The sequence below is a fragment of the Sphingomonas hankookensis genome (assembly GCF_022664465.1).
Lineage (GTDB): Bacteria > Pseudomonadota > Alphaproteobacteria > Sphingomonadales > Sphingomonadaceae > Sphingomonas > Sphingomonas hankookensis.
This window is the reverse complement of the sequence record NZ_JAKREV010000004.1, coordinates 288,154-313,437: the sequence shown is the minus strand read 5'-3', so window position 1 is coordinate 313,437 and position 25,284 is coordinate 288,154. Positions and strand designations below refer to the sequence as shown.

The 25,284-nt window shown below is 68.4% G+C and carries 28 protein-coding genes; 11 read left to right on the top strand and 17 right to left on the bottom strand.

Translation table 11 applies throughout. The features are described 5' to 3' along the window. Positions 1 to 325: 325 nt before the first annotated feature. Together MF610_RS13040 and MF610_RS13035 are read right to left on the bottom strand one after the other, a co-directional pair. Positions 326 to 676: a hypothetical protein gene (locus MF610_RS13040; protein ID WP_242197355.1), complete on the bottom strand. Its 351-nt coding sequence runs from the start codon at positions 674 to 676 to the stop codon at positions 326 to 328. Then, positions 673 to 1,476: a DUF6402 family protein gene (locus tag MF610_RS13035; protein WP_242197353.1), complete on the bottom strand. Its 804-nt coding sequence runs from the start codon at positions 1,474 to 1,476 to the stop codon at positions 673 to 675. The genes MF610_RS13040 and MF610_RS13035 overlap by 4 nt, the downstream gene beginning before the upstream one ends. Before the next feature lie 197 nt (positions 1,477 to 1,673). On the opposite strand from MF610_RS13035, the gene MF610_RS13030 reads away from it, so the two are divergent. Both MF610_RS13030 and MF610_RS13025 read left to right on the top strand, forming a co-directional pair. Further along, the gene (locus tag MF610_RS13030; protein ID WP_242197351.1) at positions 1,674 to 2,273 is read left to right on the top strand and encodes a hypothetical protein; all 600 of its coding nucleotides are present in this window, start codon (positions 1,674 to 1,676) and stop codon (positions 2,271 to 2,273) included. Next, on the top strand, positions 2,200 to 2,784 hold the full coding sequence (locus MF610_RS13025) for a 5'-methylthioadenosine/S-adenosylhomocysteine nucleosidase (protein WP_242197348.1): 585 nt from the start codon (positions 2,200 to 2,202) through the stop codon (positions 2,782 to 2,784). The genes MF610_RS13030 and MF610_RS13025 overlap by 74 nt, the downstream gene beginning before the upstream one ends. A gap of 9 nt (positions 2,785 to 2,793) precedes the next feature. On the opposite strand, the gene MF610_RS13020 is transcribed toward MF610_RS13025, so the two are convergent. From MF610_RS13020 to xseA, 5 genes are read right to left on the bottom strand one after another with little or no spacing between them, the layout of a single operon-like run. Further along, complete coding sequence (locus MF610_RS13020; RefSeq protein ID WP_242197345.1) at positions 2,794 to 3,870, bottom strand: lactonase family protein; 1,077 nt, start codon at positions 3,868 to 3,870, stop codon at positions 2,794 to 2,796. Positions 3,871 to 3,905: 35 nt separating this feature from the next. Next, a complete protein-coding gene (locus MF610_RS13015) occupies positions 3,906 to 4,430 on the bottom strand; it encodes a superoxide dismutase family protein (protein ID WP_242197342.1) in 525 nt (174 codons plus the stop codon). 55 nt (positions 4,431 to 4,485) lie between these two features. Next, positions 4,486 to 5,277 carry a M23 family metallopeptidase gene (locus MF610_RS13010; RefSeq protein ID WP_242197339.1) on the bottom strand — a complete coding sequence of 264 codons (792 nt, stop codon included), beginning with the start codon at positions 5,275 to 5,277 and terminating at the stop codon, positions 4,486 to 4,488. Next, positions 5,274 to 5,471 carry a DUF2093 domain-containing protein gene (locus tag MF610_RS13005; RefSeq protein WP_242197336.1) on the bottom strand — a complete coding sequence of 66 codons (198 nt, stop codon included), beginning with the start codon at positions 5,469 to 5,471 and terminating at the stop codon, positions 5,274 to 5,276. The genes MF610_RS13010 and MF610_RS13005 overlap by 4 nt, the downstream gene beginning before the upstream one ends. A gap of 13 nt (positions 5,472 to 5,484) precedes the next feature. Beyond that, positions 5,485 to 6,921 carry an exodeoxyribonuclease VII large subunit gene (gene xseA / locus MF610_RS13000; protein WP_242197333.1) on the bottom strand — a complete coding sequence of 479 codons (1,437 nt, stop codon included), beginning with the start codon at positions 6,919 to 6,921 and terminating at the stop codon, positions 5,485 to 5,487. Between xseA and purD the strand changes: the two genes are divergently transcribed. Together purD and MF610_RS12990 are read left to right on the top strand one after the other, a co-directional pair. Next, positions 6,920 to 8,182 (top strand): phosphoribosylamine--glycine ligase, encoded by a 1,263-nt coding sequence (gene purD, locus MF610_RS12995; RefSeq protein WP_242197330.1) that lies wholly within the window; start codon positions 6,920 to 6,922, stop codon positions 8,180 to 8,182. The genes xseA and purD overlap by 2 nt on opposite strands. Before the next feature lie 12 nt (positions 8,183 to 8,194). Further along, complete coding sequence (locus MF610_RS12990; protein WP_242197327.1) at positions 8,195 to 8,878, top strand: NADH-quinone oxidoreductase subunit E; 684 nt, start codon at positions 8,195 to 8,197, stop codon at positions 8,876 to 8,878. A gap of 5 nt (positions 8,879 to 8,883) precedes the next feature. Here MF610_RS12990 and MF610_RS12985 read toward each other — a convergent pair whose 3' ends face one another. Together MF610_RS12985 and MF610_RS12980 are read right to left on the bottom strand one after the other, a co-directional pair. Further along, positions 8,884 to 9,363: an STM3941 family protein gene (locus MF610_RS12985; RefSeq protein ID WP_242197324.1), complete on the bottom strand. Its 480-nt coding sequence runs from the start codon at positions 9,361 to 9,363 to the stop codon at positions 8,884 to 8,886. A 7-nt stretch (positions 9,364 to 9,370) separates the two neighbouring features. Further along, positions 9,371 to 10,675 (bottom strand): hemolysin family protein, encoded by a 1,305-nt coding sequence (locus MF610_RS12980; protein WP_242197321.1) that lies wholly within the window; start codon positions 10,673 to 10,675, stop codon positions 9,371 to 9,373. Positions 10,676 to 10,852: 177 nt separating this feature from the next. On the opposite strand from MF610_RS12980, the gene MF610_RS12975 reads away from it, so the two are divergent. Next, positions 10,853 to 11,527: a YiaD family glycine zipper/OmpA-like lipoprotein gene (locus MF610_RS12975; protein WP_242197318.1), complete on the top strand. Its 675-nt coding sequence runs from the start codon at positions 10,853 to 10,855 to the stop codon at positions 11,525 to 11,527. 120 nt (positions 11,528 to 11,647) lie between these two features. Here MF610_RS12975 and map read toward each other — a convergent pair whose 3' ends face one another. From map to MF610_RS12955, 4 genes are read right to left on the bottom strand one after another with little or no spacing between them, the layout of a single operon-like run. Then, the gene (gene map / locus MF610_RS12970; protein WP_242197315.1) at positions 11,648 to 12,421 is read right to left on the bottom strand and encodes a type I methionyl aminopeptidase; all 774 of its coding nucleotides are present in this window, start codon (positions 12,419 to 12,421) and stop codon (positions 11,648 to 11,650) included. Between the two features lies 1 nt (position 12,422). Further along, positions 12,423 to 12,629 carry a ParD-like family protein gene (locus MF610_RS12965; protein WP_242197312.1) on the bottom strand — a complete coding sequence of 69 codons (207 nt, stop codon included), beginning with the start codon at positions 12,627 to 12,629 and terminating at the stop codon, positions 12,423 to 12,425. A 49-nt stretch (positions 12,630 to 12,678) separates the two neighbouring features. After that, positions 12,679 to 13,113 (bottom strand): nucleoside deaminase, encoded by a 435-nt coding sequence (locus MF610_RS12960; protein ID WP_242197597.1) that lies wholly within the window; start codon positions 13,111 to 13,113, stop codon positions 12,679 to 12,681. Between the two features lie 58 nt (positions 13,114 to 13,171). Further along, entirely contained in the window at positions 13,172 to 13,402 is a 231-nt protein-coding gene (locus MF610_RS12955; protein WP_242197309.1) for a hypothetical protein, read from the bottom strand. Positions 13,403 to 13,568: 166 nt separating this feature from the next. On the opposite strand from MF610_RS12955, the gene rpmB reads away from it, so the two are divergent. Further along, the gene (gene rpmB / locus MF610_RS12950; protein ID WP_242197307.1) at positions 13,569 to 13,868 is read left to right on the top strand and encodes a 50S ribosomal protein L28; all 300 of its coding nucleotides are present in this window, start codon (positions 13,569 to 13,571) and stop codon (positions 13,866 to 13,868) included. A gap of 466 nt (positions 13,869 to 14,334) precedes the next feature. Here rpmB and MF610_RS12945 read toward each other — a convergent pair whose 3' ends face one another. Beyond that, the gene (locus MF610_RS12945) at positions 14,335 to 15,309 is read right to left on the bottom strand and encodes an esterase-like activity of phytase family protein (RefSeq protein WP_242197304.1); all 975 of its coding nucleotides are present in this window, start codon (positions 15,307 to 15,309) and stop codon (positions 14,335 to 14,337) included. Between the two features lie 115 nt (positions 15,310 to 15,424). Between MF610_RS12945 and dapE the strand changes: the two genes are divergently transcribed. Then, positions 15,425 to 16,567, top strand: coding sequence for a succinyl-diaminopimelate desuccinylase (gene dapE / locus MF610_RS12940; RefSeq protein WP_242197301.1), 1,143 nt, complete (start codon positions 15,425 to 15,427; stop codon positions 16,565 to 16,567). A 154-nt stretch (positions 16,568 to 16,721) separates the two neighbouring features. Here the strand turns inward: dapE and MF610_RS12935 are convergent, their stop codons facing one another. The 3 genes from MF610_RS12935 to MF610_RS12925 form a co-directional block, all read right to left on the bottom strand. Beyond that, positions 16,722 to 18,077: an HlyD family type I secretion periplasmic adaptor subunit gene (locus MF610_RS12935; RefSeq protein WP_242197297.1), complete on the bottom strand. Its 1,356-nt coding sequence runs from the start codon at positions 18,075 to 18,077 to the stop codon at positions 16,722 to 16,724. A gap of 4 nt (positions 18,078 to 18,081) precedes the next feature. Next, on the bottom strand, positions 18,082 to 19,818 hold the full coding sequence (locus MF610_RS12930) for a type I secretion system permease/ATPase (RefSeq protein ID WP_242197295.1): 1,737 nt from the start codon (positions 19,816 to 19,818) through the stop codon (positions 18,082 to 18,084). A gap of 206 nt (positions 19,819 to 20,024) precedes the next feature. After that, positions 20,025 to 20,975 carry a glycosyltransferase family 2 protein gene (locus MF610_RS12925; RefSeq protein ID WP_242197292.1) on the bottom strand — a complete coding sequence of 317 codons (951 nt, stop codon included), beginning with the start codon at positions 20,973 to 20,975 and terminating at the stop codon, positions 20,025 to 20,027. A gap of 248 nt (positions 20,976 to 21,223) precedes the next feature. Between MF610_RS12925 and MF610_RS12920 the strand changes: the two genes are divergently transcribed. Genes MF610_RS12920 through MF610_RS12905 form a run of 4 tightly spaced genes read left to right on the top strand, consistent with a single transcriptional unit; the run spans position 21,224 to position 25,269 of the window. After that, positions 21,224 to 22,039, top strand: a complete 816-nt coding sequence (locus tag MF610_RS12920; protein WP_242197290.1) for a WecB/TagA/CpsF family glycosyltransferase — start codon at positions 21,224 to 21,226, stop codon at positions 22,037 to 22,039. Beyond that, entirely contained in the window at positions 22,039 to 22,980 is a 942-nt protein-coding gene (locus tag MF610_RS12915) for a glycosyltransferase family 2 protein (protein WP_242197287.1), read from the top strand. Before MF610_RS12920 ends, MF610_RS12915 begins: the two co-directional genes overlap by 1 nt. Before the next feature lie 40 nt (positions 22,981 to 23,020). Then, on the top strand, positions 23,021 to 24,109 hold the full coding sequence (locus MF610_RS12910) for an acyltransferase family protein (protein WP_242197285.1): 1,089 nt from the start codon (positions 23,021 to 23,023) through the stop codon (positions 24,107 to 24,109). Between the two features lie 59 nt (positions 24,110 to 24,168). Further along, the gene (locus MF610_RS12905; protein WP_242197282.1) at positions 24,169 to 25,269 is read left to right on the top strand and encodes an acyltransferase family protein; all 1,101 of its coding nucleotides are present in this window, start codon (positions 24,169 to 24,171) and stop codon (positions 25,267 to 25,269) included. Positions 25,270 to 25,284 lie beyond the last annotated feature (15 nt).

Here is a 25,284-nt window from a genome sequence, read left to right as displayed (position 1 = left end):
GTAGGTTATCGAGCTGTACCCGTGGCCCTTAGCAACCGGTTCCAGTCGGGGGAAGTAGGTGAATCCGCGTTACGGACGGCAAAACCGATCTTTATCAGATCATAAATGATTTCGCTTTGCAATAGCGATAGTATGGGTGGCAGGGCCGGTCGAGGTTCGGCGATAACCACGGAATTTCGTCATTCCCGCGCAGGCGGGAATCCGTACACGCTGGCGTTTCGACTGGATTCGCACCGTCAGCGTATTACGGACTCCCGCCTGCGCCGGAGTGACGAAGAGGGATGGAACGGCGTTGCAGCCCCCCGCAGACGGAATATCAATTGGTCTAATCCTGCACCGACCATGTGCGGGTCCGGCGATCATAGACGGCGGTACTGCCGATCGAGACGCCATCGGCATCCCAATAAAGCTCACCATTGCCCGAGAGCTCGATGGGCGCGTTCGATGCGATCACCGTGCCGTCGGGCTCGATATAGCGCGCAACGACCGGCATTTCGAAGTCGCGCGTCCGCCATGCCTGCCATCGCGCCGGGGTGTAAAGTTCGACGACGCCCCGTCCGTCAGGGGCTGCCGTACGCGCGTACAGCGTCGAGCCGCCCAGCAGGTAGAGCGCGAGTAACAACGACAGAAGCACCGCAATGACGAACGCAATGCGTCGATTGCGTCGACGGATCATGCGGCAAACTCCATGATGACCGGCCGGAGCAAGCGACGCCGGCCGATCCCGCTATAGATGGTGAAGTCACCGCCCCGGCCGTAATGGCTCCGCCAATCGCGGAAGGACTCGTTGCCTACCGACCAGTAACGCCGGGCGAACACACCGTTGCCGCCGTCCTTGCCCGTTTCCCGAACCACCGGAATATCCGGTGCGAAGACCGCCGCCCGGCTCAGGCCGGTTGGGCCCCAGCTGCCAAGCATCTGATCGCCGTTGAAGTCATAGGTGTCGCGCAGATAGGTGCCGACTTCGTCGATGGTCAGGCGGAGGCGGCCATTGGGGAGCGGCACGACATCGCCGGCAACCGCAATCTTGACCGATCCCCGCCCGATTGCCGCGTAGAAATCGTCGACATCGCCGAACAACGCCGATTCGATCCTTTGGAAATTGAGCTGGCAGGTCTGGTCGGCCCGTGCGGGCCCGGCGGCGAGATCGCCGAACCGGAACGCTCCCGCAGCGCCAGCCCGTTGTCGCCACGCGCGGACCTTGTCGGCCAGGTTAGCACGCGCGGCGTTCAACCGTGCCGCCGAAGACCAGGTGCCGATCAGTTCGTTTTCGGCCGCCGTGAAACGGGCGAAGCGACGGCACCAGCCGAGCGTAACGAGGCGCGTCTCCACATCGCGTTGCGGCAACCGTCCTTCCTTCTCCGCATTTGGCATGATGCGGGCAGCCCCGGCGAACCAGCGTTCCATGACGGCAGCGCCGATCGGCCAGCCTTCCTGCCGCATCGCCCTAGGTATGTCGGTCAGGGTGAAGACCATGCTGTCGCTCCGTCGTGGCGGTCGACAGCCTAGGGCAGGTCGGGCGTACCCCCTAGAGGCTTGCTGGTCGGTCGGACGGATGGCGCGCTCCGGTGGCCGCACGCGTTGCGCCGAATGCTCGATAGCGATCCTATTTGGCACTTTCCTACAGGTGATCTGCGAACTTATGGTTCGCTGCAATCTTAGAGGGGCGGGCGATGACAGGCTATCGGATGCGGCATGACGGGTGGACGCCGCAGCGGCGTCGGGCGTTTCTGCGGGCGTTGGGGGAGACGGGATGCGTGCGCGATGCGTGTTCGCGGGCGCGGATCTCGAACACGTCGGCCTATCGGATGCGGCGGCGCTGCGAGGTGTTTGCGCGCGCATGGGACCGGGCGCTGGCCAAGGTCGCGCCGACGATCGAACAGGCGGCGTTCGAGCGTGCGGTACTGGGGTGGGACGAGCCGGTGTGGCATGGCGGCACGATCGTCGGGCATCGCCGGCGCTATTCGGACAGCCTGTTGCGGCTGTTGCTGTCGCGCGGTGGGCGCAATGACGGGGACGATCGGGATCGCCGGTTTTCGCCTGCGGACCAGGCGACTCAGGCGGAAAGCGACGCGTTGCTGCTGGCCAATCTTCGTGCATTCAAGAAGCGGCTCGCGGCGGAGACGGCGCGCAAGGCCTTGCCCGCACCCGATCCCGCGGCCACGACGCCGGCGACACGATGGGAGAATGGCGATGCAGATGACGCGGATCGGGGGGCGGCAGGTGCTGTTCGTGATGGCGACGGACCACGAATATGGACGCCATCTCGCTGAACGCTTCGTGCCGCTGATCGCCGGTGTCGGGCCGATCGAGGCGGCGGCGGGGACGGCGATTGCGCTGGCGCGGATGGCCGCCCTGCCCGACCTGATCGTATCGATCGGGTCGGCGGGGTCGCGCACGCTGCCGCTGGGGTCAGTGTGGCAGGTCGCGAGCGTTACCTGGCGCGACATGGATGCCTCGCGGATCGGCTTTGCCAAGGGGGTGGTGCCCTTTGCCGATTTCGGGGCCGAACTGGCGCTGGCGACGCCGATCGACTGGCCGGTAGCGCGGCTGTCGACCGGGGCGGATATCGTTGGGGGCAGCGACTATGATGCGATCGATGCCGATATGGTCGACATGGAGACGTTCGCGGTGGTGCGCGCCGGCCAGCGCTTCGGCGTGCCGGTGATGGGGCTGCGCGGGATCTCCGACGGGCCGGGCGAGCTGGACGCACTCGGCGGATGGACCGGGATGCTGGGGGTGCTCGACGAAGCGCTGGCGGCAGTGGTGGACCGGCTGGGCTAGGCGCCGCGCCTACGCCCGATCGAGGAACACCACGCCGGGGACCGTGAGCCGCGCCGGTGTCGGGCGCAGGCGGCCGTCATAGGCAAGGTCGAAGACCGCGACCTCGCCGCTGCGTTCGTTGGCGACCAGCAGCTGACCGGTGTCCTCCAGCAGCAGGAAGAAGCGCGGCCAGTCGCCGCCGCACGCGATGTGCTGGGCGAGGGTCGCGCTGCCGTCCTCGGCAAGGTCGAACACGGCGATGCTGTTATGCCCGCGGTTCGAGGCGTAGAGGCGGCGGCCGGCGCGGTCGATCGCGATATGCGCCGCCTGCGAACTGCCCTGCCAGCCGGCTGGCAGCAGCGAAGTGGTCGCGCGGGTGGTCAGCGTGCCGTCGAACTGCGCGTCGAGCGTGACCAGCGTGTTGGCGAGTTCGGTGACGCAATAGGCGACCGGGAGGTCGGGGTGGTAGGCGAGGTGGCGTGGACCGGCGCCGGGTGGTGCGCGCCATGCGATGGCGGGCTCGCCGATCTCACCGCTCGACAGCGCATAGGCGAAGATCGTGTCGGCGCCGAGGTCGACCGAATGGAGGAAGCGGTTGTCGGGGGTGAAGCCGACCCAGTGCGCGTGCGGGCCGCTCTGGCGGTCGGCGCGGGGGCCGGTGCCCCGATGCTGGCGGACGATCGGCGGCTGGGGCACGCCGGCGGCCAGCGGGTAGAGCGCGACGGTGCCCGAAGAATAGTTGGCGACGGCGAGCAGACGACCGGCGGGATCGATCGCGGCGTGGCAGGGATCGTCGCCGCCGCTCGGCAGGTCGGCAAGGATCTTGCCGTCGCGATCGGTCGCGATCATCCGGCCCTTGGCGGATTCGCGCACCAGATAGCGCATCGATCCGCGCGATACGCCGAACGACACGTCCTTGAGCGCCGGATCGGCCGCCCCGACGCTCCAGCCGCGGCCGCTGGCGGGCAGGCGGTAGAGCCCTGCCCCGCCCTTGCCCGCATAGGTGCCGGCGATCAGCGCGGGCCGCCACCCCTGTGCCCGCGCCGGAACGACGGACAGGGTGGCGGTGGCGGCCAGGCCGGCAAGGACGGTGCGTCGCGTGGTCATCCCCGCGCTATGCGCCGCCCGGCCGTCCCATGCAATCAGGCGGCGGCGAACACGCCGCAGGCGATGCGCCCGCCCGAATTGCCCGACGGGTCGGTCTTGTAGTCGTCGGCATTGGCGTGGATCACGAACGCCGCGCCATCGGCGTCGAGCAACCCGTCCATCGTGCCCGACGGCAGCATGATCGTGACCGAACCGGTGCCATCGGCGCCGATCGTCAGGTTGGGCGCGTCGCCGGCATGCGGACCGGCGGGGTTGCTGGTGCCGTGCTGCTTGGCGGTCGGGTTCCAGTGGCCGCCCGCCGTCGTGAAGTCGGGCGCGTCGCAGCGGCCGGTGGTGTGGACGTGGGCGCCGTGGACGCCGGCCGGCATGCCGCGCGCGTCGATCCTGATCTGGATGCCCCCGGCCATTTCGGTCGCGGTGACGGTGCCGACATCGGCGCCGGTCGCGGTGCGCAGCGGCGCGGTGGCGCTGCGGCCGGCGGTTTCACCGGTGGCGGTGGTCGTGGTGCAGCCGGCAAGCGCGGTGGCGGCGAGGGCGGTCAGGATGGTGGTACGCAGCATGGCAGGTTCCCCGTTTGATACAGAAACGAAATGTTTGCCGGCACGCCCGGTTCCGTCAGGGCGCCATCGGTCCGGCCAGCAGCAGCGGATCGATCCGCGCATCGTGCCATTTCATGCCCCAGTGCAGGTGCGGTCCGGTCGCGCGCCCGGTAGCGCCTACGCTGCCTACGACCTGCCCCTGCCGCACCCGGTCGCCGACCTTCACGTCGATGCGCGACAGGTGGAGGAAGGCGCTGTTCAGCCCCATGCCATGGTCGATCATCAGCAGATTGCCCTCCAGCGTGAAGGGCGCGGGGGCGGCGAGGATGACGACGCCGTCGGCGGGCGCCGCGACCGGCGTGCCGGTCGGGCGGGCGACGTCGACGCCCGAATGATAGGCGCCGGGTTCGCCGGCATAGATGCGCTGCGACCCGAACAGGCCGGAAACACGTCCCTTGACCGGCCACACGAAGCGTTGCCGCCACCCCTGCGCATCGGTCCCGATGGCGCGGGCGGCGGCGATCTGCGCCAGTTCGGGGGCGCGGCGGCGCTGGAATTCGGCGGAGGGTTGCGACACGCGCGGCAGGGTCGGCAGGCGCTCGATCCGCCATGCACGCGGGGGGACGGCGATCGGGCGGACGAGGCGCTGCCCGTCGGGAAGGGTCGCGATCAAGGTCGCCGACGGTCCGGCATCGCGGTCGAACGCGATCAGGAATCGCCCGTCCGGTGCGACGCTAACCGGCTGTCCGTCGAGTTGCAGCGTGGCCCCCGCGGGCACGCTGCCCGTCAGCGCTGCGCCCTGTCCCGGCGTGCCTTCGAGCGCGATCGCGCCCTGCGCCGCCACGGCCAGGACGGCGGCGACCATCATTGCGGGGCGAGCGCGGCGGTCGCGGCCTCGGCGGTGGCATAGGCTTCCTGCCGCGCCGCGCTCCAGTAGCGCAGTTCCTCCAGCGGGATGCGCGCGCCGGTGCCGGCGCACGTCACATAGTCGCCATCGACCAGCACCCGGAAATTATTGGTCAGATATTGCAGCTTGGCGGGGCGACTTTCGGGTTTCAGCATCGGTATGTCCGGATCAGAGCAGGGTGGGTTGGGTCGGCTCGACATAGGCGCGCCCTCCGGGACGCTCAACCTTCGCATCGAGCACGCCGTCGCGGAAGTGGAGCTGCACCGCCCCCGCCGCACGGGCATCGGCGGCCGACGCCACCGTCTTGCCGCTGGCGCGCGCGACGACGCGGACATAGCCCTTTTGCAGCAGGTTGTCGGGGTTCACCTGTTCCAGCATCCGCGCGGTGCCATCGAACCGGGCGCGGGCCTGTGCCAGCCGCTGGGTCAGCATCGCGGGGCGCAGCGCATGGCCGTGGCGATCGAGGCTGCGCCGCGCGGTGGCGACGCGGCGTTCGAGCGCCAACGACAGCCGGCCGGCGACATCGTCCAGCCGCTGCCGCTGGGGGCCGAGCAGCGCGTCGCGGCGGGGCATCACGCGGACCAGCCCGGCCAGCTGCTCGCGCCCGCGATCGTGATAGCGCCGCGCGCACCGCTGCGTACGCAGCGACAGGGTGGCGATGGTGTGGGCCAGATCGGCGCGGACCGGCACCGCGATCTCGGCCGCGGCGGTCGGCGTCGGCGCGCGCAGGTCGGCGGCGTGGTCGCACAGCGTCGTGTCGGTTTCGTGGCCGACCGCGGAGATGACCGGGATCGGCGAGGCGGCGACCGCGCGGACGACGACTTCCTCGTTGAAGCACCACAGGTCCTCGATCGACCCACCGCCGCGGGCGACGATCAGGAGGTCGGGGCGGTAGATCGTCGTGTCACCGCTACTTGCCGCATTCCCGCGCAGGCGGGGGTACGGCTGTGGTTTGTCGAGGGTCGGCCTTTCGGGAAGGGCTGCGAAGCCCCGCACCGCCGCCGCGATCTCCGCCGCCGCCCCCTCGCCCTGCACCTTGACCGGCCACACCAGCACATGGGTCGGGCAGCGATCCTCCAGCCGGTGAAGGATGTCACGGATGACCGCACCGGTCGGCGAGGTGACGATGCCGATGGTACGCGGCAGGAACGGCAGCGGGCGCTTCTTGCCCGCGTCGAACAGCCCCTCGCCCGCCAGCTTCGCCTTCAATTTTTCGAGCAGCGCCATCAGCGCGCCCTCACCCGCCAGCTCCAGGTGATCGATGACGATCTGGTAGCGCGATCGGCCGGGATAGGTGGTGAGCTTGCCGGTCGCGATCACCTCGACGCCGTCCTGCGGGGTGAAGGCGAGGCGACCGGCCGATCCGCGCCACATCACCCCGTCGATCAGCGCGGCATCGTCCTTCAGCGCCAGATAGACATGGCCCGACGATGCGCGCTTGTAGCCCGAGATTTCGCCGCGCAGGCGGACGCGGCCGAATTCGCCCTCGACCATGCGCTTCAACCGCCCGGCGAGTTCGCTGACGCTTTCGGGGGCGGCGTTGTCGTTCGGGCGCGGCTCGGCTACGAGCCGGCTCGAGGAAAAATCGGGGAAACGATCGTCCATGAATGTCCTGTTGATCGGATCGGGTGGGCGCGAACATGCGCTGGCGTGGAAGCTGGCGCAGTCGCCGCTCCTCGATACGCTTTATGCCGCGCCCGGCAACCCCGGCGTCGCGAACTGCGCGACGCTGGTGCCGCTGGACGTGACCGATCACGCCGCGGTGGTGCGCTTCTGCGGTGAGCGGTCGGTGGAACTGGTCGTCGTGGGGCCGGAAGCGCCGCTGGTCGCGGGGCTCGGCGACGATCTGCGTAGCGCCGGTATCGCGGTGTTCGGGCCTTCGGCCACCGCCGCGCAGCTCGAAGGGTCGAAGGGCTATACCAAGGATCTGTGCCGCGAGGCCGATATCCCGACCGCCGGCTATGTTCGCGTGACGTCGCTGGACGCGGCGATCGCGGCGCTGTCCCCCTTCTCGCTACCGGTGGTCATCAAGGCCGACGGCCTTGCCGCGGGCAAGGGCGTGACGGTGGCGATGGACCGTGCCGAGGCGGAAGCCGCGCTGGCCGCGATCTTCGAACAGCCCGGCGGCGAGGCGGTGATCGAGGAGTTTCTGGTGGGCGAGGAAGCCAGCCTGTTCGTGCTGACCGACGGCGTGTCGCTGCTGCCGTTCGGATCGGCGCAGGATCACAAGCGCGTCGGTGACGGCGATGTCGGGCCGAACACCGGCGGCATGGGCGCCTATTCGCCCGCGCCGGTGCTGACCCCCGCGCTGGAACGCCAGGCGATCGACACGATCGTCGCGCCGACCGTCGCCGCGATGGCGAAGCGCGGCACGCCCTATTCGGGGGTGCTCTATGCCGGGCTGATGCTGACCGATCGTGGGCCGAAGCTGATCGAATATAATGCGCGGTTCGGCGATCCCGAATGCCAGGTGCTGATGGCGCGGCTGGACAGCGACCTGCTGCCGGTGTTGCTGGCGGTCGCGCAGGGGACGCTCGATCAGGTCGCACCGCCGGTGTTCGCCGACGATACCGCGCTGACCGTCGTCATGGCCGCGACCGGCTATCCGGGCACGTCGGAAACGGGCAAGCCGATCGGCGGGATCGACGCGGCGGAGGCGACCGGGGCGATCGTATTCCACGCGGGAACCCGTTCGGGCGACACGGGCGTTGTGACCGCCGGGGGTCGGGTGCTGGCCGTTACCGCGCGCGGGGCGAACGTCACCGCCGCGCAAGCCGCCGCGTATCGCGCGGTCGACGCGCTCGACTTTCCCGGCTTCTGCCGCCGCGATATCGGCTGGCGCGAAGTCGCACGCGAAGCGCAATAAGGAACGGACACTATGGACAGCGGCACCACTCCCCTGCAATCGCCCGGTTTCCTCGGTGTGCTGACCAGTATGCATTTCGTGCTAATCGCGGTGCTGGCGGTGTTGACGATCATCGGCATCGGTTATGGCATGAAGCTGTCGCGCCGCCGGCGGCAGGGCGTGCGCGAGCTGGAGGACGCCGGGCATCTGGAACGCAGCGGCGAGGCGCCGGCGAGCGATCCCGATGCGCCGGACGACGCGGTCGCGCGCGCGCCGGTTGCTGCCGAGCAGATGGAACAGGCGCCACGCGCATCGGCCGCAACGCCGGCCCCGGTCGCAGTGCCCGAGGTCGCCACGCCGGTGGCACATGCTTCCGTGGCAGCGCCCGATCCGGTTGCGATGCCGGCGGAAGAACCACGGCCTGTCGCTGCGCCGGTCGCAACGCCGGCACCGCCCGCCCCCGCTGGGCCGACTGCGGGCGATACCGACCTGACGCGCCTGAAGGGCCTCGGCCCGAAAGTCGCGGCGATGCTGGTCGAGCAGGGCGTCGCGGACATTGCGACGCTGGCGAAACTCGATGCGGCGCAGGCCGATGCGGTCGCCGCGCAGCTGGGCATGTTCGCGCCGCGCATGGCGAAGGACCGCTGGGTCGAACAGGCGCAATTCCTGGCAGCGGGCGATATTGCCGGGTTCGAGGCGACGTTCGGGAAGCTGTAGGAAGCCTATCGTTCGACCGGGACGTAGCGGGCGACCGCCTCTACCAATTCATCGAACGATCGGTTCGTGCCGATCGTGGTAAGCGCAATGTCGCCGAACCCCATGCGGGTCGCCAGAGGTGTGCCAGACGTCGAGCGCCGGTCGTCCGCTGATGATCCGGCACGCAGCCAGAGGCACAGAAAGGGTTGCTGTCGCCGCTGTCGCCGTATCTCGACCCGCTCCACGTCTTGCCATGCGATGCGATGGTCCGACCAGTGCCGCCAGAATAGGCCGTCCGCCGATACGGCAATCTCGGCCTGGGGACCCCGCGCGAGGCGAATGGCCGCAGCGATACCGCAGCCACCGAAGAACAGCACCGACAAGCCCCCGACCATTTGCGAGACCGCCCCGCCTTGCAGCGCGATCACGACACCGATCACCACGAAACCCAGCGCCAGCACGATCAGCAGCGATAGCCGCCAAGGTGAACTACGGGCTTCCCACATAGCCGCCCTATTCCACGGCCTCGACCAGCAATTTGTCGATCTTGCGCCCGTCCATGTCGACGATCTCGAAGCGCCAGCCCTGTTCGGAGAAATGCTCCCCCTCGGTCGGCAGGTGCTTGAGGATGGCCAGCGCCAGCCCGGCGACGGTCGCATAGTCGCGGTCCTCGGGCAGGTCGATGCCGATGCGCTCGGCCAGCTGGTCGGCGGGGGTCTGGCCCGACACCAGCAGCGACCCGTCCTCGCGGCGGATGATGTGCGGCGAATCGCCCTCGTCGGCGTCCGATGCGAAATCTCCGGCGATCGCCCGCAACAGGTCGGCGGGAGTCACGATCCCTTCGAAATGGCCATATTCGTCGTGGACGAGGCCCATCGGCACCGCCGCGCGACGGATCGCCTGCAGCGCGTCCATCGCGTCGACCTGATCGGGCAGTACCGGCGCTTCGTGCAGCAGTGCGCGCAGGTCGAGCGGTTCCCCGCGACAGATCGCCGCGACGATATCGCGCGCCTGCACCACGCCGATCACCGCATCGACCGATCCTTCGGCAACCGGCAGGCGGGTGTGCGGCGTCGTCGCCATCGCCGCGCGGACGCCGGCTTCATCGAGCGTGACGTCGAGCCATTCGACGTCGGTCCGCGGCGTCATCACCTCGCGCACCGGACGGTCGGCAAGGCGAACGACGCCCGAGATGATCGAGCGCTCATGCTCCTCAATCACGCCCGAGCGGCTGGCTTCGGCGACCAGCAGGTGCAGTTCCTCCGCCGTCACCCGGTTTTCGGATTCGCGGTTCATGCGCAGCAGCTTGAAGATCAGCCCCGAAGTGGTGTCGAGCAGCCACACGAACGGCGCGGTGATCCGCGACAGCCACAGCATCGGCACCGCGACCAGCACCGCGATCGGCTCCGGCGAGCGCAGCGCGAACTGCTTGGGCACCAGTTCGCCGATCACGAGGCTGGCGAAGGTGGTGATGGCGATCACCACGCCGAAGCCGACATTGTCGCCCAGCGATTCGGGTACGCCGAGCAGCACCAGCCGCTCACCCACCGGTCCGCCGAGGCTGGCGCCCGAATAGGCGCCCGACAGGATGCCGATCAGCGTGATGCCGATCTGGACGGTCGACAGGAACTTGCCGGGATCATCGGCGAGGCGCATCGCGGTCTGCGCACCGCGCCCGCCGGCTTTCGCCAACCCCTCCAGCCTTGCCTTGCGCGCGGACACGATGGCGAGTTCGGACATGGCGAACACGCCGTTCAACGCCACCAGCGCGAGGATGATGACGACGTCGAACCAGGGGAAGGGTGTGAGAGGTTCCATTGAACTGCTCCATCCATGCCGCAACGCGGCGCTCCGCACAACCGGCGAGTCGCGCCGCCGATACCGATTATTCCGTGCCGGTCGGTCAGGAACCGTTCAAAACGGATGCGGAACAAGATCGGCACTGCCCGGTTTTTCCGGGCAAGGCGAAATCGGATACGACGAAAGGAATCGAGTATGGCGACGGGCAAGTTCTGGATCGCGGGTGCATTATCGGCAGCGCTGCTGACCGGCGGCTGCGTGACCGACCCGGACACCGGGGAGCGCAGCATTTCGCGCGCGGGCATCGGCGCGATCGGCGGCGCGGTCGGCGGCTATCTGCTGGGCGATCTGGTCGGCGGACGGCGCGACCGGACCGAAAAGATTTTGGGCGCTGGCATCGGCGGCCTCGCGGGTGCCGGGATCGGCGCGTACATGGACCGGCAGGAACGCGACCTGCGCGCCCGCACCGCCGGCACCGATGTCGAGGTGACGCGCCGCGGCGACGATCTGGTGCTCAACATGCCGTCGGGCATCACCTTCGCCTATGACAGCGCCAACGTGCAGCCGCAGTTCCGATCCACGCTGGACCAGGTCGCCGACGTGCTGCGCGATTACAACCAGACCTATATCGACGTGTATGGCCATACCGATTCGACCGGTTCGGATGCGTATAACCAGACGCTGTCGGAGCGCCGTGCCTCGGCGGTCGCCAGCTATCTGACGTCGCGCGGCGTTCAGTCGGCGCGCGTCGGCACCCGCGGCTTCGGCGAGACCCAGCCGATCGCATCGAACGAAACCGAGGAAGGCCGCGCCGAAAACCGCCGCGTCGAGATCAAGATCGTGCCGATCGAGCAGGATCAGCTGCGGTAGGGGGGCGGTAGGCCGGTCCCGCCACCCACCCGTCACCCCGGACTTGATCCGGGGTGACGTTCTACGCGGGCGTTAAGGGCTGTCGAGCCCCGCCAAACTGCGAAGGTACGCGCCTGCCGATCAGCGCCGCCCCGGCCGCACCTCGTCCGACCGCAGCGTCAGCACCTCGACCCCGGTCGCGGTCACCGCGACGGTGTGCTCGAACTGCGCCGACAGCTTGCCGTCGGCGGTGACGACGGTCCAGTCGTCGTCCTCGCTCACCACCTTGCGTGATCCCTGGTTGACCATCGGTTCGACGGTGAAGGTCATCCCTTCGTGCAGGACCGCGCCGGTGCCGGGCCGGCCGAAATTCAGGACCGAGGGTTCCTCGTGCATCTCGCGGCCGATGCCGTGTCCGCAATATTCGCGGACGACCGAATAGCCGAGCTTCTTGGCATGGCGTTCGATCGCATGACCGATATCGCCCAGCCGCGCACCGGGGCGGACCTGTCCGATGCCGGCCCACATCGCGCCTTGCGCCGCCTGTACCAGCCGCCGCGCCTGCGGGCCGACGTTGCCGACCAGATAGGTTTTCGACGAATCGGCGATGAAGCCGTCCTTTTCCAGCGTGATGTCGAGGTTGACGATATCGCCGTCGCGCACGACCACCCCCGCATCGGGCACGCCGTGGCATACCACGTCGTTGATCGAGCTGTTGAGCACGAAGCCGAAGCCATATTGCCCCTTGCTCGCCGGCCGAGCGGCGCAATCCTCGACGATATAGCGTTCGACCAGATCGTTGATCGCCAGCGTCGACATGCCCGCCAGCACCTGTCGGTCGAGCATCTCGAAAACGCAAGCAAGCAGGCGCCCGGACGCGCGCATCAGGTCCAGTTCGGCAGGCGTCTTCACCATGTCAGGCGGCGACCGCATCGACCGCGCGGACCTGCGCCGCGGCCAGCCGGGTGCGGACGATGTCGTTGAACGACAGGTCGGGATTGGCTTCGGCGATCATGCCGATCGTCATCCAGAATTCCGCCTGTGCGTTGATCGAACGGCACAGCACGCCGCTCGCCCGCCGCACTTCCTCGTGCAGCATGTCGTCGATCTTCACGATACCCATTGGCAGCCCCTCCAATATACGAACCGTTTATGGTTCGTATATCGCCGCGTCAAACGCTGCGACGCCCGGCGAAGAAGTCGCGCAGCAATGTGGCGGATTCATCCTCGGCTATGCCGGGATAGAGTTCGGGGCGGTGATGGCAGGTCGGCTGGGCGAAGAAGCGCGGGCCATGTTCGACCGCGCCGCCCTTCGGATCGGATGCGCCGTAATAGAGCCGGGCGATGCGGGCATGGGCGATGGCGCCTGCACACATCGCACACGGCTCCAGCGTCACCCACAGATCGCAATCTTCCAGCCGATCGCGACCCAGCGCCTGTGCCGCGGCGCGAATCGCGAGGATTTCGGCATGGGCGGTCGGATCGGCCAGCGCGCGCGGGGCATTGGCGGCGACCGCGATCACCTGCCCCCCGCGCTGCACCACCGCGCCGACCGGCACTTCGCCCGCCTGCGCAGCAGCGCGGGCGGCGGCAAGCGCACGGTGCATGGGAGAGGCGTCGAACATGCCCCTCCCCTTGCCAGCCGGCGGCGGTGGCGGCCAGCCGTTACTGGCCGGCGGGGCGTTCGACCTTGATCGCCGGCACCTCGACCGAGCGGTTGACGGTGCCGACCTCGACCTTGCCGACCTCGACGTCGAACTTGGGCGCCTGTCCGCCCTCGACCTTCACCTGCGGCAGCGCGGCGCGCTGCGTCTGATCGACGTTGATGAAGTTGAACGCCATCAGCCCCGCCACGATCAGGACGACAACCCCCAGCAATCCCAGAAATGCGCGCATCCATCTGCTCCCTGTACGTGTCACGATCCGAATCGATGCCGTAACAACGCAGGCGTGGCGATGAGGGTTGCAGCGGGTCCGTAGCGGTTGACGCGGGCGCCGTTCGACGCTATCCGCGCCGTCTTTCCGGGGCATCTGTCCCGATACAGAATCAGGATCAACGATCATGTCGCGCATCTGCGAGCTGACCGGCAAGGGCCGGCAGGTGGGTCACAACGTTTCCCACGCCAACAACAAGACCAAGCGCACGTTCCTGCCGAACCTGCAGAACGTCACGCTGATGTCAGAAACGCTGGAGCGCTCGATCCGCCTGCGCGTGTCGACCCACGGCCTGCGTTCGGTCGAGCATGTCGGCGGCCTTGACAACTGGCTGCTGAAGACCAGCGACGACGACCTGTCGCTGCGCGCCCGCCGCCTGAAGCGCGACGTGAAGAAGAAGACCGCAGCGGCCACCGCCGCAGCGTAAGCTTTTTCGCGCGAAGGTTTTAAAACCCCGGACGGCCCGCCCGCCGCCCGGGGTTTTCGTGTGCGCGGTAATGGTGGTGAGGGTGGCGGTATGGCGTTGCCCGGCCAAGGCGGGCATCTGCGGGTGAGCAGAGACAACAGTCACTACTGTCTTCGTCGAGTCCCTTCTGTCATTCGCTGATCCTGTTCGTCATTCCCGCGCAGGCGGAAATCCATATGCGCCGACGTTCGCGCAAGAGGCGCCGACGCTGCGTCTATGGATCCCCGCCTGCGCGGGGATGACGAAGAAGAGTTCAAACGGCGTGGATGGTTACCGCAACGACACGCCCCCCTTTCCGCGACCGTCACCCCACCGCAGGCTGGGGTCTCCGCGTGGCGGGTGCTGCGCTCTTCAACGGGGAGACCCCAGCCTGCGCTGCGGTAACGTGTGTGGGGATTTAGAGAGTGGGCCGAACGCACCTCCGCCCCTACAACTCCAACCGGAACTTCAGCAGCAGCGAGCGTTGCCAGAACGCCTGATTGTCGTCCGATGCGATCCACACCACGTCGCGTCCGCCCTCGCGGGTCAGGGCCAATGCTTCGAGATTGTCGTGGATCGCATCGCCTTCGAACGCGGCGATCGTTCGGCCGGTCACGGTCGCGCCGGGGCGGATCGCGCCGGCCTCGATCAGTTGCAGCCGCGCGGTGAAGAGCTGCGGCAATCCGAAGCGGCGTACCAGCACCAGCATCCGTCCGTCGGGCAGCGTGACCGCGTCGGTCACCGCGAATTTCGGCGGCGCGACATAGCGGAAGCGATACCACGGCACCGCCGGATCGACCGGATTGCCGAACAGGCGGATCGCCGCGAACCCTTTCGTCCCGCGTTTCGCGTTCGATTCGCTGAAGACGACCACGCTGCCATCGGCCAGCGTCGCCATCGCTTCGGGCCCGCTGTTTTCCGACCATTTGCGCATCGAGCGCGGCGCGCGGAAACCGATCATGCGGGCCATGGCGCCATCGTAGCGCCACAGCGCGTTGGCGCGTTCGAAGCCGACGAGGATGTCGCCGCCCGGCAATTGTACCATCGATTCGCTGTCGCGGTCGCGCTTCTGCCAACCGGTGCCGGGGCCGCCGGGCAATTCGCGCGCGGTGGCATCGCGCACGCGCCAGTCCGGCCCCATCGTGAAACGGACGATGCCCCCACCATCGGACAACAGGGTGAAGCGGTCGCCGGTCACGCGCATCGACGAGAAACCACCGAACACCGGGTCGCGACTATGCAGTTCGACCCCGCCGAGATAGGTCAGCGCTCCCAACCGCTTGCGCGACGGGTCGTTCGCGAACAGGTCGACCGGCGTCGCGGTGATCTGCGTCGCGCCATGCTGCAGCAACGGCAGCCGCTCGGCCCCCGACCAGCCGGGCACGATCAGCAACACGGCGAGGATCACGAACAGAACACGCATCGCGCACGGCTCTAGGGACGGCATGACCCCGCCGCAATCGCTCGCGGCCATTGCATCCGCGGCGTGGCTGCGCGATGCGGCGCGCTGCATGTCCGTTCGATCAGAAAGTCGCCCGATGTCCGATGTCGTCGCCCTGACCAGGGCCCTGCTCGCCTGCGACAGCGTCACCCCGGCGGTGGGCGGTGTGTTCGACGTGGCGGAAGCGATGCTGCGTGCCGGGGGCTTTACGGTCGACCGCTTCGTGGTCGGCGAAGCGCCCGACGGACCGGTCGAGAATATGCTGGCGGTGCGCGGCAACGGCGGGCGGCACTTCGCCTTTGCCGGGCATCTCGATGTCGTGCCACCGGGGCCGGGCTGGATCAGCGGGCCGTTCGCGGCCGAGGAGCGCGACGGGATGATCTTCGGCCGGGGGGCGGTCGACATGAAGGGCGCGATCGCCGCGTTCATCGCCGCAACCGCCGCAGTGCCGGTCGAGGCGGGCACGATCAGCCTGATCCTGACCGGCGACGAGGAAGGACCCGCGATCTTCGGCACGCGCGCGTTGATCGACCGGATGGCGGCACGCGGGCTGTCGCCCGACCTGATCCTCGTCGGCGAGCCGACGTCACAGCAGCGGCTGGGCGACATGGTGAAGATCGGGCGGCGGGGATCGGTCAATATCTGGATAGATGTGCCCGGGCGGCAGGGGCATGTCGCCTATCCGCATCTGGCCGACAATCCGATCCCCAAGCTGATCGCGGCGCTGGCCGAAATCGAGGGGATCGTGCTCGACACCGGCAATGCGTGGTTCCAGCCGTCGAACATCGAGGTAACCGACCTGACCGTCGGCAATCCGGCGACCAACGTCATTCCGGGCCATGCCGCCGCGCGGCTGTCGATCCGGTTCAACGACGAACATGATGGGCAAGCACTGATCGAGCGGATCACCGCCATCGTCCACACCCATGCACCCGATGCGCGGGTCGAAGGGCGGGTGTCGGGCGAGGCGTTCCTGACGCCGCCGGGCGCATTTTCGGCGATGGTGTCGGCAGCGATCGCGCGGCACACCGGATTGACGCCCGAATTGTCGACGACCGGCGGCACGTCGGACGCGCGGTTCCTGTCACGGCTGTGCCCGACGGTCGAGTTCGGGCTGCTGAACGCGACGATGCACAAGGTCGACGAGGCGGTGGCGATCGACGACCTGCGCGCGTTGACCGCCATCTATGCCGATATCGCGGTCATGGCGCTGGCGGGGGATGCCGTTCCCGCCGCCTGACAGCAGACTAGCGCTGTCCCCCTTTCTTCGTCACTCCCGCGCAGGCGGGAATCCATAGACGCTGTCCGATCGAATCCGGTCGAGACGTCGGCGGCAATGGATTCCCGCCTGCGCGGGAATGACGGATTTTGCTGCGGATAGCAGTCAGCCGACCCTAGCGCTGGGTGAACACCGTCGAAGTCCGGCTAAGCAGCGGGCCGAGCAGGAAGTCGATCGCACGACGGGCTTGCGTGGGGATCATCACCTCGACCGGGGTACCGGCACGGATGCCGCCGGCCATCGCCCCGTCGCGCGCCGCCTGTTGCAACGCCTGTCGCGAGACCGCGATCGAGGCGGTGTAGAAGCTCTGCCCGGTGCGCTGGTCCTCGACCGTGTCGGCCGAGATGCGATCGACGCGACCGTGCAGCGCGGGCTGTACGCGCGCGCCGGGACCGACCAGCCGGACCTCGGCCGCCTGCCCGGTCTGCAATTCGGCGGCTTCGGCGAGCGGCACGCGCAGCTCGACGGTCATCTCGCCGCGATCGGGCACGACCTCCATCAGCGGCGCGCCAGCGGGCAGGACCGCGCCGGTCGCCGGTATCTGCGCGCCGCTGACCGTGCCGGCAAAGGGCGCACGCACCACCATGCGGGCCAGTTCGGCGCGGGCGGCGTGCCATTGCGGCAGCGTCGCCTGCAATTCGCCCTGCGCCGCGCGCAGGCGGTCGGAGGCGGCGGACATGCGCTGGCTGCGCGCATGGTTCAGCTGCAACCGGGTTTCGCCCGCCTGCAGCCGCAGCCGGCCGATCTCGGCAACGCTGGCGCCGGCATCGCCGCCCAGCCCCGCCGCCGAGCGTTGCAGCGCCAGCACGCGCGACCGCGTCGCCAGCCCCTTGGCCAACAATTGCTGATAGGCGGCCAGTTCCTGTTCGTTCAGGTCGCGCTGCTGGCGGATCGACGACAGCCGTTCGCCATAGCCGCCGATCTGCTGCGCGATCTGGCGCGAGCGATCGTTGAGCACCGCCGCTTCGGAACGTTCGAGCGCGCGATCGGCGTCGAGCTGTGCTTGTTGCTGGGCGAGCGCGGCGTCGGCGAGCGCGCGCTCGTCGCCGGTCAGCGATGCGAAACCGGCGGGTGCCGGGACGCGCGCGCCCCCGGCGAGGTCGGCTTCGAGCCGGGCGATCTCCGCCATCAGCCCGACGACGCGCGCGCTGAGTGACTGGGCCTGCGCGCGGGTTTCGCTGGTGGTGAATTCGACCAGCGTCTGCCCGGCCTGTACCGTAGCGCCGTTGCGCACGCGCACGGCCGAGACGATGCCGCCGGTCGGTGCCTGCACCACCTGCCGCGTGCCGGCGAAGCGGACCATGCCGGCACCGACAACGGCGGCATCGAGCCGGGTGGCGACTGCCCAGCCGCCAAAGCCCAGCACCAGCGCCGCGGCCAGCGCGATACCGGCGCGGATTTCGGGCCGGGGGTCGTGGAGTGGGCGGGGGCCGCGCAGCGCCACGCCGTCCATCGTGAGGGTGAAGGACATCGGATCAGGCCTTTGCAAGCGAGGTCGGCTGCGCGACCCGCGATTTGGGAGAAGGGCCGAGCGCCCCGAACGTCTCGATCCGCCCTTCGGACAGGATCATCAGCTTGTCGCAGGCGGCCAGCACGTCGGCGTCGTGGCTGGCGACGATGATCGTCCGCCCCGCCTGGCGCAGCGTGGTGACCAGCCGGGCAAGCGCGCGGCGCGCATCGGCATCGAGATGTGCGGTCGGTTCGTCGAGGACGAGGATGCGCGGATTGCCGAACAGCGCACGGGCGATCGCCACCCGCTGCGCCTGTCCGCCCGACAGGCCGGTGCCGCCGATGCCGAGGACGGTATCATAGCCCTGCGGCAGGCCGGCGATCATGGCATGCGCGCCGATCGCCTGCGCCGAAGCGACGGCGGCGGCGTCCAGCGCGGACGAATCATCGGCGTTGCCGACGTGAAACCGGACGATGTTCTCCTTGACCGTGCCGGGGAACAGCACCGCTTCCTGCGGCAGATAGCCGATATGGCGGGCGAGCAGGTCGGGGTCCCAATCGTTACGATTGGCGCCGTCGAGGCGGACATGCCCCTGTTCCAGCGTCACCGCGCCGACGATCGCGCGCAGCAGCGTCGACTTGCCAGCACCACTGGCGCCGGCGATGCCGATGACCTGTCCGGGTGCGATGGTGGCGGTGACGCCGGCGAGCACCGGCTGGCCGCTATGCGGCGCGACCACGCTGACCGCGTCCAGCTCGACCGCGCCGGTCGGATCGGGCAGCCGGGTGCGCTCGACCGGATCGGCGGCGTCGTCGGACAGCAGGTCGTTGAGGCTGGCATAGGCGACGCGCGCCTGCACGATCGTGCGCCACGATCCGACCAGCGCCTCGACCGGGGCCAGCGCGCGCGCCATCAGCAGCGACGCGGCGATGACCGATCCGGCGGAGATCGCATCCTCGATCACCAGCACCGCACCCAGCGCCAGCGCGCCCGATTGCAGCGCGAGGCGGACGAACTTGATCGTGCTGGAGAAACCGTTGCCGGCGAAGCTGGCGGCGACCTGCAACTGGCCAGCCGCGTGGCGGTCGCGCAACTGACGGCGCGACAGCGTGCCGACCATGCCGAGCGCCCGGACCTCGGCGGCATGGGCGACGCCGTGGTTCAACCGGCTATAGGCGATTGCCTGTGCCTTGTTCGCGCGCTCGATCGGGCCGGCGGTGGCGCGTTCATTGGCCCAGGCGAGCGCGACCAGCAGCGCGGCGGAAACCAGCATCGCGATGCCGAGCGCCGGGTGCAGCAGGAAGCCGACGATGACGTAGATCGGCATCCACGGCGCATCGAGCCCGGCGAGAACCGCGGGGCTGGCCATCGCCTGGCGCAGGGTGTCGACATTCTGCGTCGCCTCGCTGCGCTGCATCCGTGCGACGCCCGGGCGACTGAGCGCAACGCGCAACGCCCGCACCGACAATCCCTGTTCCAGCAGCACGCTGGCGCGAATCAGGAGGCGCGATCGCAGCCATTCGAACGCCGCCAGCGCCCCGAGCGCGACCAGCGTCAGCAGCCCGAGCGCCGCGAGCGTGCCGAGCCCGTGGCTGGGCAACACGCGATCGTACACCTGAAGCATGAAGAGCGAGGGGGCGAGATAGAGCAGGTTGCTCATCGCGCTGAACGCGGCCGCTGCGACGATGTGGCGGCGGCACTGCCGTAGGACACGCCAGACGGGCGAAAAACGCACCCCGTCCTGGCCGGCGGATACAGTCATCGGTCGAATCCCTGGTCGTCGGGCAAGTCGCCCGCGACGGCAGGGTTAGGCACAAACGATTAACATCACGCCAATGTAGGGGATCGGGACCGTACGGAGACGGGCGGTTCGGGGGTAGTTCTCTATTTCCCTGCGTCACCCCGGACTTGATCCGGGGTGACGTGGAAAACCATAATCGGAAAGGCAAACTCGCGGGCCGCCCCGCCCTATGACGCCGCGTCGATGCCGCCCCGGCCCTTCTTGCCGAACACATAGGCGACGAGATCGGCGGTGCGCTGATACGCGGTCGTCGGCAGCATCACCTGCGCGCCGACGACCAGCGCCAGCCGCGGCGGATAGGCGCCGTGCAGCACCGATTGCAGATATTCGCGCGTGGCATCGAGCCGGCGGACTTTCGACAGGCTGCGCGCATAATGCCAGCCGCGATACGCCCAATAGGCGCGGTCTGAGACATGGTTGTGGCGCATGTCGTCGATCCAGCGCAGCAGCGGTTCGTATTTCGGCGATTTCGACACGCGCTGCGGATCGAAGATATCGTCGCCGATCGCCAGCGCTTCGGGAATATAGACGAACCTGATCCCGGCACTGGCGCAGCGAATCGCGAAATCGGTGTCCTGCGACGATGGCAGCGCTTCGTCGAACCGGACCTTGCGCGCGACGTCGGTCGACAGCGCCATCGTAGAGGTGGGAACCCAGCCGCGCGCGCAAAAGAAATATTCGTCGATCCGCTCGCCCGGCGCCGGCCCGCGCGGCGGCTTCATCCAGTAGCTGCCGATGCCGCGATCCATCGCGATCTGCGAGAAGATCATGGCGTCGGCGCCATGTTGTTCGAGCAGCGCGGCATTGCGCGCCAGCTTGGCAGGCAGGAAGCGATCGTCCGAATCGAGCAGCGCGACGTAGCGGCCACGCGCTTCGTCGAACCCGGTGTTGCGCGCGGCGCTGGCCCCGCGGTTCGGCGTGCGGATGTACCGGAACCGGTCGTCGCCCAACCCCGCCACCACGGCCGCCAGCGCATCACCGTCGCGCGATCCGTCATCGACGACGAGGCATTCGAAATCGCCCAGCGTCTGTTCGCGTACCGATTCCAGAGTCGGCAAGATCTTGTCGGCGCGGTTATAGGTGGGAATGATGACCGAGAACAAAGGCGCTTGTGTCATGCCAAAACCTTTCGCGTTCGGCCGATCCCTGTAACAGGCGCAACCGTCATGTCGCGTCCTGTTCCTTTCGAGGCTTTACCCTGCTCCCGTCAATGGCCCCCGCATCGGGTTCGTCGCCATTTTACCGCACCAGACCGCTATTTTGTCGCAGCGCACAATGAATAGGCCATGGGGGTATGGCCGGCAATGGTCCTTATCGGTTAAGGGGCAGCCGGCCGCGACGGCCGGGCGACCAATGGGAGGCGCAGATGGCCAACAATCGCGGCCACGATACGAAGGCGATGGAACGCACGCGAATCGCCGGGCTGCCCGTCGTTACCGCCGGCCGGGCCGAACTGGTCGATGCGATGATCGCCGACTGCCGCCGTGCGCAGGCCGACGACACGGTGCCCGCGACGCTGGTGTTCGACATCAACGGCCATGGCATTTCGATGGCGGGCACCGACCCCGCCTATCGCCGTTCGCTGGAAGCCGCCGACCTGATCCATGCCGATGGCGGCATCTGGGTCGCGATGTCGCGATTCACCGACGCGCCGATCGCCGAGCGCAGCAGCACGACCGACATGATGACCGACTTCGCCGCGGCATGCGAGCGTGAGGGGCTGACCTTCTACGTGCTGGGTGGGACCGAGCCGATCAATGCGGCGTTCATCGATTTCCTCGCCCGCAACTATCCCAGGCTGAAGGTCGTCGGCCGGCGCAACGGCTATTTCGGTCCGGCGGACGAGGCGGCGGTGATCGCCGATATCAACGCGGTACGCCCCGACGTCCTGTGGGTCGGCATGGGCAAGCCGCGCGAACAGCAATTCTGCGTCACCCATCGCGACTCGATCAAGGCCGGCTGGGTCGTCACCTGCGGCGGCTGCTACAATTATTTCGTCGGCGAATATAAGCGCGCGCCGATGTGGATGCAGAACGCCAATCTGGAATGGCTGCACCGCATGGCGACCGAGCCGCGCAAGTTCGGCTGGCGCTATCTGACGACCAACCCGCATTCGCTGGCGCTGGGGCTGATCGACCTCGCCAAGCTGCGCCTGACCAAGCGCAAGTCCGCCCGGCGGTAATGGCCGCCGCCCCCGCCGCCCCTCCGTTCGTCGTCGTCGCGATCCCGACGTTCCGGCGGCCGGAACAACTCGTCCAGTTGCTCCGGTCGCTGGCGGCGATGCACGATCGTCCCGACATGGCGATCCTGATCGCCGACAATGACGATCGCGGGCGGGGCGGCATCGCCGCGGCGCAGGCGCTGGTCGAACAGGGGTTTCCGATCCCGATCGACGCCTTTCCGGTCGCCGAACCGGGCCTGTGCCACAACCGCAACGCGCTGGTCGCGCGCGCGCTGGTGCACCCGCGGATGACGCATGTCGCGATGCTGGACGACGATCAATGGGTCGATCCCGACTGGATCGCGACGCTGACACGCGAGGCGTTCGCGCAGGATGCCGATATCGTTGCCGGCCCGGTGCTGTTCGAGTTCGAGGGCGAGACGCCCGACTGGAACGCGGCGATTCCGCTGTTCCGTGCCGAACCGCATGCCACCGGCCCGGTCGACATGCTGTTCAGCCTGACCAACGCGCTGTCGACCCGTGCCTGCTGGGAAGCGACGCCCGCCCCGTGGTTCGACCTGCGCTTCAACCAGATCGGTGGCGAGGATTTCGACCTGTACAGCCGGTGGAAGGCGCAAGGGTTGCGCTTCGGCTGGACCACCGCTGCGGTCGTGCACGAAATCGTGCCCGGCGACCGCGCGCAGCTGCCATGGATCTGGCGGCGGATGTGGCGGGTCGGGAACACCGATACGATGGTCGCGTGGAAACATGCCGGCATGGGCCGCCGCGGCTGGCTGGTCGCGCGCACGCTGCTCATGACCGGCGCGGCGGTGGCGACGGCGCCGCTGTCGCTGCGGTCGCGGCTGGCGCGGATCGAGCGGACCGGGCGGATCATCCGTTTGGGTGGTCGCATCGCCGGGCTGGCAGGCTATGGTTGGCGCGAATATGCCGATCGCAGTTGACGCGGCGACGCGCAGTGGATCAAGGGACGGAGGCGTGGCGATGGCGACGACGGCGGACTTTGCGAAACGGCGGACGTTCCACACGCTCGACGGGCTGCGCGGCATCGCTGCGCTGGCGGTGCTGACCCAGCATTATGCCTTGCTCCTCGCCCCAATCCGGCTGCGCGGGTCGTATCTGGCGGTCGACCTGTTCTTCGTGATGAGCGGGATGGTGATCGCCCATGCCTATGAGGGCAAGCTGCGCGCGACGCTGACGCCGTGGCGGTTCTTCGGGTTGCGATTCGTCCGGCTGGCGCCGCTGTACCTGATGGGCCTTGCGCTGACGATCGCGATGGTCGCCGGCGCGCTGGTGCTGGGACGCAGCGAGCATTGGACCTGGGGCAGTTTTCTGCCACTGGCGGGCATGGGGTTGCTGATGCTGCCCAATGTCACGCCCAGCACGCATGGCGAGCTGTATCCGCTCAATCCTCCGGCATGGTCGCTGTTCTGGGAAATGGTCATCAACCTGGCCTATGCGCTGGTCGGGTACCGGATGCGCAATGCGCAGCTGGCGATCGTGTGCGGCGTGGCAGCGGTGGCGATGATCGTGCTGGCGACGATGCGCGGGTCGCTGGACCACGGATTCCGGTGGGACGATTGGGAGATGGGATTGGCGCGCGTCAGCTTTTCGTTTCCGCTGGGGGTGATCCTCTATCGCCTGTACCGCGCGGAGCGGTGGCGATTGCCCGCGCCACCGGCCTGGACGCTGCTGCTGGCCGTCGCCGGGCTGATGGCGCTGCCGCGGATGGGCGCGGCGCTCGACCTGCTGACCGCGCTGGTCGCGTTCCCGGCGATCTGCCTGCTGGCGCTGGGCGTGGAGCCGGCCCGGGTGCGGTTGTACGCATTCCTTGGCGCGATCTCCTATCCGCTGTACGTGTTGCAGATCCCCATCCCGAGCGAACGCATCGCCAGCGCGATCCTCGGCCGGCCGGCCGTGTCGCTGGCACCGTATAGCGGCATCGCGATCACGATCGTGCTGCTCGGCGTCTGCTGGGTCGCGGCGACATGGATCGATCCGCTGGCGCGGCGGGTGCTGACGCTGCTGGTGCTGCGTCGCGAACCGGCCCGCGACCCGGCGGCGATGCATTGACTCCGGCCGGAAATCCCATGGTGGCGGAGGCCGGTCGGCCCCTGCCCGGAAACGAGCGCATGACCAGTCCCCAGCCCATGAAGTTCCATTCGCTGCAGATCCTGCGCGCGGTCGCCGCGATCGTGGTGGTGTGGCACCATATCCTGCGCGCCTACAGCATCCACGCCACCGCGCCGATGGCGACGCTGCCGCCGACGCCGCTGGCGGTGGCGTGGCTGCGCGAGGGGCTGGCGGCCGGCGTCGACATCTTCTTCGTCATCAGCGGCTTCATCATGGTCTATGTCGCCGGACCCTATGTGCGGGGTACCAAGCCGCCGCACGACTTCCTGATCCGCCGGATCGAGCGGGTCTATCCGCCCTATTGGATCGCGACGCTGATCGTGATCGCGGGCCCCCTGCTGAAGGGCGCGACCGGCGACCTGACGCTCGACCGCGTGGTGCGATCCTTCCTGCTGGTGCCGGGGTTCAATGCCGAGGGACTGGTCCAGCCGCTGCTGGGGGTCGGGTGGACGTTGTCGTATGAGATGTATTTCTATCTGAGCTTCTGCGCGGCACTGACGCTGCTCAGGACGCGCTACTGGTTGCCGCTCACGGCCGGAATCGTCGGCATCTGGGCCGCGGCAATCGTGATCGGGAATGGATCGGCGATCGGACGGTTCCTGGCCGATCCGATCGTGTTCGAGTTCCTGTTCGGGTGCGCGATCGGGTGGTATCTGCAGCGCCGCGGCCGGCCGCGGATGCCGTTCGTCGCCGTGGCCGTCGCGGTCGCGGTGATGTTCGGCGCGTCGCACCTGCATGAGACCGGTGCGATCGCCCCGATCTGGCGCTGCCTCTACTGGGGTCTGCCGGCAGCGGTGATCGTCGCCTATACCGTGTCGCTGCCGTTCGAACCGACCGGGCCGGTCGGGCGGTTCGCGGTGCTGCTGGGCGACGCGTCCTTCTCGATCTACCTCGTGCACGTCACCATCGTCTATGTGGTGATGGGCCGGGTCTATCCGCCGCTGATCGAGCGCGGGCTGCTGACGCGAATCGAGCCGGCGATCCTGCTGTCGACGCTGGCCGCGATCGCCGCGGGGGTCGCGTTCCATTTCGCGATCGAACGGCCGATCAACCAGTGGCGGCACCGTCAACGCAGCGGTGCCGGGAGGCGTGCCGGCTGAGCTAAGCGTCGATCG

Coding starts and splice junctions, on each gene's coding strand:
- MF610_RS12930 (WP_242197295.1), bottom strand. CDS start 19,818: ATGACTGTATCCGCCGGCCAGGACGGGGTGCGTTTTTCGCCCGTCTGG.
- MF610_RS12955 (WP_242197309.1), bottom strand. CDS start 13,402: ATGCGCGCATTTCTGGGATTGCTGGGGGTTGTCGTCCTGATCGTGGCG.
- MF610_RS12990 (WP_242197327.1), top strand. CDS start 8,195: ATGGACAGCGGCACCACTCCCCTGCAATCGCCCGGTTTCCTCGGTGTG.
- MF610_RS13005 (WP_242197336.1), bottom strand. CDS start 5,471: ATGCTGAAACCCGAAAGTCGCCCCGCCAAGCTGCAATATCTGACCAAT.
- rpmB (WP_242197307.1), top strand. CDS start 13,569: ATGTCGCGCATCTGCGAGCTGACCGGCAAGGGCCGGCAGGTGGGTCAC.
- MF610_RS12905 (WP_242197282.1), top strand. CDS start 24,169: ATGACCAGTCCCCAGCCCATGAAGTTCCATTCGCTGCAGATCCTGCGC.
- MF610_RS13015 (WP_242197342.1), bottom strand. CDS start 4,430: ATGCTGCGTACCACCATCCTGACCGCCCTCGCCGCCACCGCGCTTGCC.
- MF610_RS13040 (WP_242197355.1), bottom strand. CDS start 676: ATGATCCGTCGACGCAATCGACGCATTGCGTTCGTCATTGCGGTGCTT.
- MF610_RS12985 (WP_242197324.1), bottom strand. CDS start 9,363: ATGTGGGAAGCCCGTAGTTCACCTTGGCGGCTATCGCTGCTGATCGTG.
- MF610_RS13010 (WP_242197339.1), bottom strand. CDS start 5,277: ATGATGGTCGCCGCCGTCCTGGCCGTGGCGGCGCAGGGCGCGATCGCG.
- purD (WP_242197330.1), top strand. CDS start 6,920: ATGAATGTCCTGTTGATCGGATCGGGTGGGCGCGAACATGCGCTGGCG.
- MF610_RS12920 (WP_242197290.1), top strand. CDS start 21,224: ATGGCCAACAATCGCGGCCACGATACGAAGGCGATGGAACGCACGCGA.
- MF610_RS13025 (WP_242197348.1), top strand. CDS start 2,200: ATGACGCGGATCGGGGGGCGGCAGGTGCTGTTCGTGATGGCGACGGAC.
- map (WP_242197315.1), bottom strand. CDS start 12,421: ATGGTGAAGACGCCTGCCGAACTGGACCTGATGCGCGCGTCCGGGCGC.
- MF610_RS13020 (WP_242197345.1), bottom strand. CDS start 3,870: ATGACCACGCGACGCACCGTCCTTGCCGGCCTGGCCGCCACCGCCACC.
- MF610_RS12960 (WP_242197597.1), bottom strand. CDS start 13,113: ATGCACCGTGCGCTTGCCGCCGCCCGCGCTGCTGCGCAGGCGGGCGAA.
- MF610_RS12980 (WP_242197321.1), bottom strand. CDS start 10,675: ATGGAACCTCTCACACCCTTCCCCTGGTTCGACGTCGTCATCATCCTC.
- MF610_RS13035 (WP_242197353.1), bottom strand. CDS start 1,476: ATGGTCTTCACCCTGACCGACATACCTAGGGCGATGCGGCAGGAAGGC.
- MF610_RS12915 (WP_242197287.1), top strand. CDS start 22,039: ATGGCCGCCGCCCCCGCCGCCCCTCCGTTCGTCGTCGTCGCGATCCCG.
- MF610_RS12910 (WP_242197285.1), top strand. CDS start 23,021: ATGGCGACGACGGCGGACTTTGCGAAACGGCGGACGTTCCACACGCTC.
- MF610_RS12965 (WP_242197312.1), bottom strand. CDS start 12,629: ATGGGTATCGTGAAGATCGACGACATGCTGCACGAGGAAGTGCGGCGG.
- dapE (WP_242197301.1), top strand. CDS start 15,425: ATGTCCGATGTCGTCGCCCTGACCAGGGCCCTGCTCGCCTGCGACAGC.
- MF610_RS12925 (WP_242197292.1), bottom strand. CDS start 20,975: ATGACACAAGCGCCTTTGTTCTCGGTCATCATTCCCACCTATAACCGC.
- xseA (WP_242197333.1), bottom strand. CDS start 6,921: ATGGACGATCGTTTCCCCGATTTTTCCTCGAGCCGGCTCGTAGCCGAG.
- MF610_RS12935 (WP_242197297.1), bottom strand. CDS start 18,077: ATGTCCTTCACCCTCACGATGGACGGCGTGGCGCTGCGCGGCCCCCGC.
- MF610_RS12945 (WP_242197304.1), bottom strand. CDS start 15,309: ATGCGTGTTCTGTTCGTGATCCTCGCCGTGTTGCTGATCGTGCCCGGC.
- MF610_RS12975 (WP_242197318.1), top strand. CDS start 10,853: ATGGCGACGGGCAAGTTCTGGATCGCGGGTGCATTATCGGCAGCGCTG.
- MF610_RS13030 (WP_242197351.1), top strand. CDS start 1,674: ATGACAGGCTATCGGATGCGGCATGACGGGTGGACGCCGCAGCGGCGT.